Annotated in this window: 9 protein-coding genes; 7 read left to right on the top strand and 2 right to left on the bottom strand. The window is 61.7% G+C overall.

Going from position 1 to position 12,591, the window contains the following annotated elements:
* The first annotated feature begins 101 nt into the window (after nt 1-101).
* From ACVC5H_RS08105 to ACVC5H_RS08135, 7 genes are all read left to right on the top strand, one after another.
* Complete coding sequence (locus ACVC5H_RS08105) at nt 102-824, top strand: gluconate 2-dehydrogenase subunit 3 family protein (RefSeq protein WP_489621828.1); 723 nt, start codon at nt 102-104, stop codon at nt 822-824.
* Nucleotides 825-826: 2 nt separating this feature from the next.
* The gene (locus tag ACVC5H_RS08110; RefSeq protein ID WP_489621829.1) at nt 827-2,608 is read left to right on the top strand and encodes a GMC family oxidoreductase; all 1,782 of its coding nucleotides are present in this window, start codon (nt 827-829) and stop codon (nt 2,606-2,608) included.
* A gap of 11 nt (nt 2,609-2,619) precedes the next feature.
* The gene (locus ACVC5H_RS08115; RefSeq protein ID WP_489621830.1) at nt 2,620-3,945 is read left to right on the top strand and encodes a cytochrome c; all 1,326 of its coding nucleotides are present in this window, start codon (nt 2,620-2,622) and stop codon (nt 3,943-3,945) included.
* A gap of 254 nt (nt 3,946-4,199) precedes the next feature.
* Nucleotides 4,200-6,986 (top strand): type VI secretion system Vgr family protein, encoded by a 2,787-nt coding sequence (locus ACVC5H_RS08120; protein ID WP_489621831.1) that lies wholly within the window; start codon nt 4,200-4,202, stop codon nt 6,984-6,986.
* Nucleotides 6,983-7,924, top strand: a complete 942-nt coding sequence (locus ACVC5H_RS08125) for a DUF4123 domain-containing protein (protein ID WP_489621832.1) — start codon at nt 6,983-6,985, stop codon at nt 7,922-7,924. Before ACVC5H_RS08120 ends, ACVC5H_RS08125 begins: the two co-directional genes overlap by 4 nt.
* The gene (locus ACVC5H_RS08130) at nt 7,921-8,673 is read left to right on the top strand and encodes a DUF3304 domain-containing protein (protein ID WP_489621833.1); all 753 of its coding nucleotides are present in this window, start codon (nt 7,921-7,923) and stop codon (nt 8,671-8,673) included. Before ACVC5H_RS08125 ends, ACVC5H_RS08130 begins: the two co-directional genes overlap by 4 nt.
* A 1-nt stretch (nt 8,674) precedes the next feature.
* Complete coding sequence (locus tag ACVC5H_RS08135) at nt 8,675-10,705, top strand: T6SS phospholipase effector Tle1-like catalytic domain-containing protein (RefSeq protein ID WP_489621834.1); 2,031 nt, start codon at nt 8,675-8,677, stop codon at nt 10,703-10,705.
* Nucleotides 10,706-10,791: 86 nt separating this feature from the next.
* Here the strand turns inward: ACVC5H_RS08135 and ACVC5H_RS08140 are convergent, their stop codons facing one another.
* Entirely contained in the window at nt 10,792-11,673 is an 882-nt protein-coding gene (locus ACVC5H_RS08140; RefSeq protein ID WP_338715923.1) for a carbohydrate ABC transporter permease, read from the bottom strand.
* Nucleotides 11,673-12,572 (bottom strand): carbohydrate ABC transporter permease, encoded by a 900-nt coding sequence (locus ACVC5H_RS08145; RefSeq protein ID WP_013235284.1) that lies wholly within the window; start codon nt 12,570-12,572, stop codon nt 11,673-11,675. The genes ACVC5H_RS08140 and ACVC5H_RS08145 overlap by 1 nt, the downstream gene beginning before the upstream one ends.
* Nucleotides 12,573-12,591: the final 19 nt, after the last annotated feature.

The following is a 12,591-nucleotide window of genomic DNA, read 5'->3' on the forward strand; positions in this document are numbered from 1 at the left end:
GCGCCGGTCCGGTGCGCAGGAGAAGGATTCATCTTCATCTGTGACCAGTCGCGTCAGCGTCCAGGTATTCCCTCGTCAAATCCCACGTCCAAAGGATACTCATGTCACAAGATAAAGAGCCCAGGCGGCGCTTCCTGCGCCAGGTGTTGGCCATCGTCCCAGCCGCGACCACGCTAGGCGGCGCCACTACCGTAGCAGTCAGCCAACCGGCAATGGCCGACAGCAGCGAACCGGGCAAGCCCCGCGCCTACACACCCACCTACTTCACTGCGTCCGAATGGGCCTTCCTCAACGCCGCCGTCGATCACCTCATCCCCTCGGACCAGTATGGCGCCGGTGCGCTGGAAACCGGCGTGCCCGAGTTCATCGACCGCCAGATGGAAACCCCCTATGGCGCCGGCAAGCTGTGGTACATGCAAGGCCCCTTCCATCCGGACAGCGTGCCTGAACTGGGCTACCAGCTCTCGCTGGTGCCGCGCGACATCTATCGCCAGGGCATCGCCGCCTGCAACGACTGGTGCAGCAAGAACCACGGCAAGGTCTTCGCCGAACTCGACAAGGCCAAGCAGGTGGAAGTGCTCAAGATGATGGAAGGCGGCAAGATCACTTTCGATACCGTGCCGGCCAAGACCTTCTTCAGCTTCATGCTGGGCAATACCAAGGAAGGTTATTTCGCCGACCCGATGTACGGTGGCAACCAGAAGATGGGCGGCTGGAAGATGGTCGGCTTCCCCGGTGCGCGTGCCGATTACGCCGACTGGGTGGACCAATACAACGTCAAGTATCCATACGGCCCTGTGTCGATTCTGGGAGAGAAGGGCTGATCATGGCTATCAAAAAAGACAAAGTGGATGTAGTGATGGTGGGCCTGGGCTGGACCGGCTCGATCATGGGCATGGAGCTCACCGAAGCCGGCCTGAACGTGCTGGCGCTGGAACGCGGCGACATGCGCGACACCAATACCGACACGCCTTATCCCAAGGCGGTCGATGAACTGAAATATTCCGTGCGCGGCGCGCTGTTCCAGGACCTCTCGCGCGAGACCGTCACGATTCGCCATACACTCTCGGACGTGGCCGTGCCGTACCGCCAGCATGGATCCTTCCTGCTGGGCGATGGCGTGGGCGGTGCCGGTTTCCACTGGAACGGCATGATGTACCGCAACCTGCCCGAAGAGCTGGAAATGCGCACCCACCACGAGCAGAAATACGGCAAGAAATTCATCCCCGAGGACATGACCATCCAGGACCATGGCGTGACCTACAAGGAGCTGGAGCCGTTCTACGATTTTTCGGAAAAGGTCATGGCCGTCTCCGGCAAGGCCGGCAATCTCAAGGGCCAGATCGTCCCCGGCGGCAATCCGCTGGAAGGCGAGCGCAGCGATGAATTCCCGAACCCGCCGCTGCAATACCAGTACAGTGCTTCGCTGGTGGAAAAGGCCATGCGCGAGGTCGGCTATCACCCTTATCCGGCACCGGCGGCCAATGCCTCGCAGCCCTTTACCAATCCGTATGGCGTGCGCATCGGTCCCTGCAACTACTGCGGCTTCTGCGAAAACTACGGCTGCTACATGTATTCCAAGGCCTCGCCCCAGACCACCATCCTGCCGGTGCTGTTGAAGCGCAAGAACTTCGAGGTGCGCACCAAGGCCCAGGTCATCAAGGTCAACCTGGATGCCTCTGGCAAGCGCGCCACCGGCGTCACCTACATCGACGCCCAGGGCCGCGAAGTCGAGCAACCCGCCGACCTGGTGCTGCTGACCGCCTTCCAGACCCACAACGTGCGCCTGCTGCTGCTCTCGGGCATCGGCAAGCCCTATGATCCGGTGACCGGTGAAGGCGTGGTCGGCAAGAACTTCGCCTACCAGTACAACGGCGGCATCAACGTGATCATGCCCAAGGGCACGCAATTCAATCCCTTCATCGGCACCGGTGCCGGTGGCGTGGGCATGGATGACCTCAACGCCGACCAGTTCGACCACGGTCCGCTGGGTTTCATCGGCGGCGCCTCGATTCGTCACGTGCGTTACGGTGGCCGTCCCATCAAGCAGGCCGGCACCATGCCCGGCGAGAAGGTTCCCAGCTGGGGTTCCGAATGGAAGGCCAGCGTGCAGGACGCCTACCAGCGCACGCTCACTATCGGCATGTCCGGTTCGGTGATGGCTTATCGCGACTGCTACCTGTCGCTGGACCCGACCTACAAGGATGCCAACGGCCAGCCGCTGCTGCGCATGACCCTGAACTGGAAGGAGAACGAAGGCAAGATGCTGACCTACATCGCCGGCCAGATGGAAAAGGTCGGCCAGGCCATGAATCCGGAGAAGGTCGTCAAGGCCGTGCGCAAGACCGGTTCGTCCTGGGATACCCGGGTCTATCAATCGACCCACCTGACCGGTGGCGCCATCATGGGCACCACGCCCAAGAACAGCGTGGTCAACAAATACCTGCAAAGCTGGGACGTGCCCAACGTGTTCGTCTACGGGGCCTGTGCCTTCCCGCAGAACATGGGTTACAACCCGACCGGGCTGGTCACGGCGCTGGCGTATCACTCCGCCAAGGCCATCCGTGAGCAGTATCTGAAAAACCCCGGCCCGCTGGTGCAGGCATAAGGATGACGACCATGATCAAGCATTATTTCATCGCCGCCTGCGCGGCAGTCATGTCGCTGTCCGCGTTCACCGCAGCAGCGCAGAGCAATCCGGCAGCGCCCCCGGTTGACCAGCAACTGGTGCAGCGTGGCGAGTACCTGGCCAAGGCCGGGGACTGCGTGGCCTGCCACACCGCCAAGGGCGGCAAGCCTTTTGCGGGCGGCTTGCCCATTGCCACGCCCATCGGCACGGTGTATTCCTCCAACATCACGCCGGACAAGGAAAACGGCATCGGCAGCTACAGCGAAGAAGATTTCGACAAGGCTTTGCGTCATGGCATCCGCAAGGATGGCGCGTCGCTTTATCCGGCCATGCCGTATCCCTCCTATGCCAAGGTCAAGCCGGCTGACGTGAAGGCGCTGTATGCCTACTTCATGAATGGCGTGCAGGCGGATCCCGCACCCAATCGCGGTGTGGACATCACCTGGCCCCTGTCGATGCGCTGGCCGCTGTCGATCTGGCGCAAGGTCTTCGCACCGGCGGTTGCGGTCGATGGACCTGAGGACAACAGTCCCCTGGTCCGTGGCCAGTACCTGGTCGAAGGCCTGGGTCACTGCGGCGCCTGCCACACTCCGCGCGGTGTCGGCATGCAGGAAAAGGCGCTGTCCAACGACAGCAGTCTGTACCTCTCCGGTGGCGTCATCGATGGCTTCCTGGCCAACAACCTGCGCGGCGATGCCCGCGACGGCCTGGGCAACTGGAGCGAGGCCGACATCGTGGCCTTCCTCAAGACCGGCCGCAACAGCCATTCCGCAGCCTTTGGCGGCATGGCCGATGTGGTGGCCCAGAGTACCCAGTACATGACCGAGCAAGACCTCTCGGCCATGGCCAAGTACCTGAAGTCGCTCAAGCCGGTGAAGGAAGGCACGGCCGCGCTGGCCTATGACGACAAGACGCACCAGGCCTTGCGAAAGGGCAGTGACCAGAGTCCGGGAGCGATGGCCTTCCTGAACAACTGCGCGGCCTGCCACCGCAGCAGTGGCAAGGGCTATGACGAAACCTTCCCGACCCTGGCCTTGTCACCGACGGTCAATGCCGAGAACCCGGCGTCGCTGATCCGCATCGTGCTGGAAGGTGCCGAAATGCCCTGGACCCACAAGGCCCCGACGCAATTCGCCATGCCGGCCTTCGGCAGCCGCCTGTCCGACCAGGAAGTGGCCGATGTGGTGACCTTCATCCGCAGCAGCTGGGGCAACCAGGCTGCATCGGTGAGTGCGTCCGATGTGGCCAAGGTGCGCAAGCAATTGCCGGAGAAGAAAACGACAGAGGCGGGCAGTGCGCCGCTGGCCAAGCAATAAGTCTTGAGGGAAGGGCCTGTCAGCCGCTGCTCCAAGGCAGCGGCTGGTGGCCTGTGCAAGCTTTATCCCTGCGAGCCCACGTCTTCACGGACGTGGGCTTTTTTGATGACTGCCAGAAGTTGGAGAAATCATCCAAATAATTTGAAACACGGATCGCTGATTTTCGATTGCTGGCAGTTTTTTCCTGATCTTTTCCATGATTGCGCGCGGGCCGAACAAGAATGGCGGCCCGTCATTGCACACCGCCCCCATTCATGGATACCACCAGCCGTCTGCTCTCCCGTCTGATCCGCTTTTCTGCCGCAACGCGCTTGTACCGCCTGGACATTGCCGGTCAAGCCGAGGACCGCTTCCTGGTCGAAGCCTATGCCGCTGTCGACGCCTTGCATGCGGTGGGTGCCACCGAACTGATCGTCCTGAGCCTGGATGCAGACGCGCCAGCGAAGTCCCTGCTGGGTTGCCGCGCCACGCTGGAGATGCGCCTGGCCGATGGCGGTGTCCGGCGTTGTACCGGGCTGATCCATGAGGTCGCCCGGTTGGGCGGCGATGGCGGTTTCTGCCGTTATCGCCTGCGCCTGGCACCCTGGCCGTGGTTGCTCACACAGGCCAGCACCAGCCGCGTCTGGCAAGACAAAAGCCTGCTGGAAGTGGTCGAAGACGTCTTCCACGAATTCCTGCAACACGCCGACTGGCATTGGTCTGCCGACGCGCTGGCCTGCCTGGATCGCTTGCCGCTGCGCAGCTATACCGTGCAATACCGGCAGACCCATTTCGATTTCATCAGCCGCCTGCTGGCCGGCGAAGGGCTCTCATGGCGCATGGAAGAACATGCGACCAGCCCGCAGGGACATCGCATGGTGATCTTTGCCGACAGTACTGCGCGCGGTTCCTTTCCCGAAGATGCGACCAGCGCGGCCCATGGCGGCATCCGCTTTCATGGCGCCCGGGAACAGGAGCAACAGGATGGCATCCAGGCTCTGGCAGCCTGCCGCAGTCTGCAAGCGGCCAGCTATGCACTGCTGTCCTACGATTATGAAAACAAACGAGCCGTCGCCGCCAGCATCCCCACCCATCATGCTTTCGGCGGCCGCGCTGCGCCATGGCTGGAAAGCCACGACAGTGCAGGCCTGGCCGCCCGCGACGACAGCGACGCCGCAGACCGTCACGCGCGCCTGATGATGGAAGCCGCCGAGGCCCGCAACAAGCGCTGGCGCGGACGCGGCACGGTACGCAGCTTGCGGGCCGGGTCGCGCTTCACCTTGACGCAGGGACCGTTGGCCGGAAAGGAACGCGACTATGCCGTGCTCTCGGTGCTCGGTGTGGGCGTCAACAATCTGCCTGCGGATACCGAAGCGGCACTGGCTGAGTTGTTCGGGCCCTTGCCGGTCTTGCTGGAGGAGGCCATCGCTGCCTGCCTCAAGGCCACCGGGACGTTCCAGGCGCTGGCTGCCGATCACAGCCTGATCGAGCAGGCACGCCGTATGGGACATGCCAATGTGTTCGAAGCGATCCGCGCCGATATTCCCTGGCGGCCGGTCCTGGCCGATGGCACGGGCCTGGAGCGTCGTCCTCATGCGCTAGCGCATGGCAGCCAGAGCGCCATCGTGGTCGGCTACCGGGGCGAGACCCAGCCCAACGGCCCCGATGAAATTTGCTGCGACCGGTTGGGCCGCGTGCGCATCCGTTTCCACTGGCAGGGACGGCACGACGATGCAGCGGCGACCTGCTGGGTGCGGGTAGGCCAGCGCTGCGCCGGACCGGGCATGGGGATGCAGTTCCTGCCGCGCATCGGGCAGGAAGTCCTCGTGCAATTCATCGAAAACGACCTGGAGCGACCGGTTGTGCTCGGTGCCCTCTACAACGGCCGTGGGGAGGGAGGTGTCGCCCCGACGCCCGGTGGCGAAGTGAAGGTTTCTGCCGAAATCCAGGTTTTTCAACAAGCCGGCGATACCGCCATCAGCGGCCAGGGCAACCTGGCCGGCGGTAATGCGCCAACGTGGCATGGTGCCAGTGCCGATCTCGATGGGCATCGCAATCCCGCCGCGCAATGGGGCATCCGTTCCAAGGAGTTTGGCGGCTGGGGATACAACCAGCTGCTCTTCGACGACAGCAACCACCGTGGCCGTATCCAGCTCAAGACCACCCAGGCCGGTACCGAACTGAACCTGGGGCACCTGATCCACAGCGCTGACAATTATCGCGGCAGCTTCCGTGGCACGGGCGTGGAATTGCGTACCGATGCCTATGGGGTCATTCGTGCGGGACGCGGCATTCTGTTCTCCAGTTATCGGGTGGAACGTCGCGCCCAGCATCGTGACCCGGCTGGAGACAACATGGGCCAGCGGGCCATGGCGCGACAGGCCGCACACATCCGCAAGACCTTCGACGAGGCTGTGCGCACACATCGCACGGTGGGCATGGGCGAGGGACTCGATGCGATGAAGCAGGCCATTGCCGGGCAGGCCGAGATCGCGCAGCAGGACCTGCCCGCCACCAGCACTCCGCTGATCCAGATCGCCGCGAAGGAAGGGTTGGGCGTGGTGGCGGGACAGCATCTGCAGATAGCCAATGGTGGCGGCGTCAGCCTGATCAACGGACAGGACGCCCAGCACGTCAGTGGTCAGCAATTCCGGCTGCGCACGCAGCAGGCCATCGGACTGCTGGGCGGGGCTGCGGCTGCTGGCGACAAGGGCATCGGCTTGCAGATGATTGCTGCGCAACGTGACATCGATGTGCAGGCACAGGCAGGGGGACTGGCCGTGCAGGCGCGTGATCTCTTGCAGATCGTCAGTGCCAATGCCGGTGTGACGTGGGCAGCGGCGCGCAAGATCACGCTGGCCACGGCGGGTGGGGCCAGTATCGTCATCGAGGGCGGGAACATTACGGTGTTGTGTCCGGGGAAGATCACCATCCATGCTGCGCAAAAGCTGTTTGATGGACCGATCCGGGGCAATGTCATCTTCCCGCAGATGCCCGGTGAGTTGTGCAGGGAATGCCTCCTGAAAGCCGCCCGTCAGGGCGCACCGGGAGTGTTGAAATGAGCGAGGACATCTTTGGCCTCCTGCATTGGAGCGATCGCTGCATTCAACGTAGGCATTACGCCTATCTGCTCATCGATGGTGCTCTCAACGACGGCCAGCATCGCAAGCTGCAAGCCATGGGTATCCGCTTCACGTCCTTGTTCGATGGTACTGCCGAAGAACACTTGCAGGACGTGGCGCCCTGGTTGATCGAGTTGACAGGGCTTGCTCTCCCGCAGCGCCAGAGGCTGATCAAATGGGCCAGTGCCCTCGCACGCAAGCTGCCGTGTCTCAGCTGGTATGAGAGTCCCTGCGCCATCAATGATTTCGCCCGCCACCTTCGTCATTTTCACTGTGTCGGATTGAGTGACGACCAGACCATGCTGATGCGCTGGTATGACACGCGCATCCTGCCGGTCTGGCTGGAGGTGCTGGCCGGGCCGCAGCGCGCGCTGTTCACCCGGTGCATGCAGTTGGTTGCCTGTGTCGATGCCGATGGTGTGGTGCGCGATCTCTACGTCAGCCCGACAGCGCAGGCGTGCGACACCGCAGGGTTGCCGGACATTCCGATGCTGATGCTGGATGACCGGCAGTTTGGGCTGCTGCTCGAAGCCCGGGCGCTGGATACGCTGATTCATGAGATCGGCTTGCGTGCGCCGGGCCGTTGGCATCGCATAGCACAGGTGCGCAAGCTGGATTTTGTGGCTTGCCATCGGGATGCCGCGCTATGTGCTGGCGTGAAAGATCCTGAGCGTCAGCTGTATTACGTCCTGCTGGCCGTCTTCACGTCGGGCAAGGCCATGCAGCATTCGGCCGTGGTGAGGCTGATGCAAGCGCCGCCCGAAGCGGTTCCCGACTTCATCGACGCGATTCGGCAACTTCCGGGTGAGGTGTTCCTCACGGGTGAGCCGTTGTGGATGACCGGGCCGATAGCGGACGAGCCGGGAGGGATGGCATGAGCGATGTCACGCGGTGTCGATGGAGCGAGAAGGGGGCAATGCAGTTTTTGTTCGGCAGGTTCTTGTTGGTGATCGTTGGGCTCTGGCTCATGGCTTGCGATGCTCACGGACCTGCTGAGAGTGCGCAAGAGCATGACAGCGTGACCGTATCTACTGATGCGGTGAACTACATGCACGACTGGGGGCTGGGTTATACCTTGTTCAATCAAGCGGATAACCAGCCTGTCGGTGGCGGCATCCTTGGCTTTCTGGAAGGGCCGGGCGGAAAGGGTTGCTGCTTGAAACTTCCAAAGAAATGGAAGCCAGGGATGCAGGTCAGGGTGGAGTGGCAGAAGTCGGACAAGAAGATGACGGAGGAGGCCATGCGGATCCAGGTTTTTGAGATTCCTGAGTACGACAAACCAGGTGATCTTTATGTCACTTTCTATCCGGGCGACGAGGTTGAAATCGTGGTTTCGTGGGCTGAGCCTGGCCACCCCGAATGGCGGGGAAAGGAGAGAGCACTGCCTTATGAATCGTGTCTAACGAAGTTCGCTCAAAACGAATGTGAAAAAAATATGCCGAAATATCCCCCAGGGTCTGCAGAACAATCTGCGCGCCTAGTTAGGCGTGCATGTCAGCCTGAAAGGCTAGCGCAAGAGATTGATCCGGTCGGTACGGCCGAAGCCTGTCAGAAATGGGTGCTTGTGTGCAAACAAAGAAAGATTGTGGAAGAAAAAATGTGTGAACTGGACTTTGACAAGGAATAACATGAAAGCGCGCTTCGCCGAATTTTGTCGCAAATCCTGGCTCGAATTGTCGGGTATCGAAAGCATCGAAAAAGACGTTCATCTTAATTTTCCTAAATCGACGGTCTGCGAAGAAGACATCTTCCTAGGCTTCTTCTTCGACGGCACCAACAACAATAAATACCGCGACATCCCCGCCTTCGCCAGCAGCAATGTCGCCCGGCTCTACGAGGTCTTCCCCGGTCATCCCACCGTTCCCCAATTGCAACTCGGCAAGGTCGGCACCCCCACGCCCGACCTTCCACCGGCCTGGCCCACCCGTGTTTCGGCAGAGGCCCGGCCTTACTATCGCAAGACTTATGTCCCTGGGGTCGGCACACCCTTCATTGAACTGAGCGATAGCGGAACGGGAGCCGACGCAATGCTGGGCCTGGCCGCGGCTGCCTATGGGCAGGCCCGCATCGACTGGGCCTTGCTGCAGGTTGGCAACCACGTAGCCAGCGCCTTGCTAGGCCATCCGATGAGTGGCCCCTTCCAGGAAGATGATCTTAGGATTCGCGCACTCTCCGGCGCTGGCAACTTCCTCGAGGAGCCAGCCTCTGCGCTCAGGCATGGCATCCATCAGCTGCGCGAAGAGCGCCTGCGTCAGCTCATCAAGGTGCGCCTGAAGAACAAGCCCACGGTACGCAAGATCCGTCTGTCCGTGTTCGGTTTCTCGCGTGGCGCCGCCGCGGCGCGCGTCTTCTGCAACTGGGTGTTGCGCTATCTCGGCAGCCACTATGCCGGATTGCCGCTGGTGATCGATTTCCTCGGTATCTTCGATACCGTGGCCTCGGTCGGCCTGGCCCATTCCCTTCCCCGGATGGATGGACATTTCGCCTGGGCCACCCCTGACGACCTGGCCATCCATCCGGCCATCGGGCGCTGCGTCCATCTGGTATCGGCACACGAGGTGCGCGGCTCCTTTCCGCTGGATGCGGCCTCTGGCGAAAACGTCAAGCAAGTGGTCTATCCCGGTGTGCACTCCGACGTCGGCGGCGGCTATCCGCCCAATGACCAGGGACGCGCCATCGGCGAGGGCCGGGTAGGCGATGCGCGCAAGCTGTCGCAGATTGCGCTGGCGCAGATGTACCGCGAAGCACTGATCGGCGGCGTGCCCTTGCTGGATGAGGCCGAGATGATCGATCTGCGCAAGCGCATGTTCCACGTCGATCCCGCCACGCTATCGGCCTTCAACGCTTACGTGGAAGCGACCCGCCAGGGGAGCGGCAAGCCCGAAGGCCCATTGTGGCTGGTGGAGACCCAACCGCAGGAATCGCTCAAGATCATCATCCGTCGCCACTACGGCATCTACCTGCGCTGGCGCAAGAGCATGCTGGGACAGATGCACCAGTTGCCGGGGCTGACGCAATCCTTTGATCCACCCCACAAGAAAGCCCAGGACATCAACGACCAGAAGATCGCCGACGGCGATTTGCTCAAAGAGCTGGGATTGATGCAGACGATGCGTGTAAGCGGCAGGGATCAGGTCTTGCCCCATCCGGGCAAGCGCAAGGACTGGGAGGACGGCGTATCACAGGCGTGGTACGCCAATACGCCCGTCAAGCCGGCCGAGAAACTGTTGTTCGAGACCCTGGTACACGACTCGCGCGCCTGGTTCAAACCACGAGGCTCCGATGATGAATTGAGCAATCTGCGCAAATATCAGGCCGAGACCATGCGCGAGGTCCAGGCCCATCTGGATGACATCTCCCTGGACATCCGTGCATTGGAAGGGAGACAGGCCAGCCAGGGGCTGCTCCCCGCACAAGCCGGCAGGCTGGACGAGCTGAAAAAAGAAAGACAGCGCGAGCAGGATCGCCTGACCGCCCTGCAACAGAACAAGACCTATGTCATCGCCGACGGCGGCCATGAATATCATTGGATGTGGGGCTATCTGCGCTGGCGGATGATCTATTCCGGTAATCACCCCCAAGCCCGAGAGCAAAAGCCGACACCTCGTACCTCCTTCGTGAATCCCTCTGTGCGCGGTGTGACAAGTGCTTCCAGTTGATGCAGTCAGCTACCCCAAAACGAAGAGGCCGCCCGCTACTGGCGGCCGGCCTCTTCTGATGACCATCAAGTGCAACGTGGTGAGACTTACTCCTTCACCGCCCCCGTCATCCCCGACACGTAATACTCCACAAAGAACGAATACACCACCGCCACCGGCAGCGAACCCAGCAGCGCACCGGCCATCAGCGCACCCCAGTGGTAGACGTCCCCTTCCACCAGTTCGGTAACGATGCCCACCGGCACCGTCTTGACCTCGGAAGAGGAAATGAAGGTCAGCGCATAGATGAATTCATTCCACGACAGCGTGAAGGCAAAGATGCCCGCCGAGATCAGTCCGGGCACCGCCAGCGGCAGGATGATCTTGACCAGGATCTCCCAGCGGGTGGCGCCGTCGATGAGCGCACACTCTTCCAGCTCATACGGAATCGAGCGGAAGTAACCCATCAGCAGCCAGGTGCAGAACGGGATCAGGAAGGTCGGATAGGTCAGGATCAGCGCCCAGCGCGTATCGAACAGCCCCAGCTTGAACACGATCGCCGCCAGCGGAATGAAGAGGATCGAAGGCGGGATCAGGTAGGCCAGGAAGATGCCCAGCCCGACCTGCCTGGAACCCTGGAAGCGCAGCCGTTCGATCGCATAGGCGGCAAAGACGCTGGCCGCCAGCGAGGCGAAGGTCGATACCACCGAGACGATCACCGTGTTCAACAGCCAGGCCGGATACTGGGTATCGAACAGCAGCTTCTTGAAGTGCGCCAGCGTCGGCGCGACCACCCAGAACGGATTGCCGGTCTGCGAGAGCAGTTCATTGTCGGGCTTGAAGGCCGTGATCACCATCCAGTAGAACGGGAACAGCAACACGAACAGGAAGATCAGCAGCGGAATGTAGATCGTCACCCACTTGCGCGGAGTCGATTGCAGGAAATCCATGCCCTGGGTTTCCTGCTGGTCGTCTTTTTTCTTGGCCATTATTTGTCACCTCCTTGTTGCCAGCCGCGACGTTGCAGGCCGAAATACGAGAACATGATCGCCGCCAGCAGGAAGGGAATCATGTAGGTTGCCAGCGCCGCCCCTTCCCCCAGCGCACCGCCCGGAATGGCGCGCTGGAACGAGAGCGTGGCCATCAGGTGGGTGGCGTTGAGCGGGCCGCCACGGGTGAGCACATAGATCAGCTGGAAGTCGGTGAAGGTGAACAGCACCGAGAAGGTCATCACCACGGCGATGATCGGTGTCAGCAGCGGCAGCGTCACGTGGCGGAACTGCTGCCAGGGCGTGGCGCCGTCGATGGCGGCCGCTTCATAGAGCGACGGCGAGATCGTCTGCAGGCCGGCCAGCAGCGAAATCGCCACGAACGGAATGCCGCGCCAGACGTTGGCAAAGACCGTCGACCAGCGTGCATTCCACGGATCGCCCAGGAAGTCGATGTAGCGGTCGATCAGGCCCATCTTGTGCAGGGCCCAGCTGATGACGGAGAACTGCGCGTCATACAGCCACCAGAAGGCCAGCGCCGACAGGGCGGTGGGCACGATCCAGGGCAACAGCACGATGGCGCGGAAGAAGGTCTTCAGCGGCACGTTCTTGTTGAGCAGGATGGCCAGCCACAGGCCCAGCATGAACTTGAGGATGCTGGCGCTGACCGTGTAGAACACGGTATTGAACAGCGACAGCTGCGCCAGCGAATCGCCGGCCAGGTAAGTGAAGTTGTCCAGGCCGATGAAGCTGCCTTCGCCGCCGATCTTGGTATCGGTGAAGCCCAGCCAGATGCCCAGGCCCAGCGGATAGGTCAGGAACACCACCAGCAGGATCACGGCCGGGGCCATGAACAGCATGCCCAGGACGTTACGGTTGTTCAGGAATCGGGATAGCATGATGTGCCTCGATGAAAGG

Source organism: Herbaspirillum sp. Her3, from assembly GCF_057961275.1.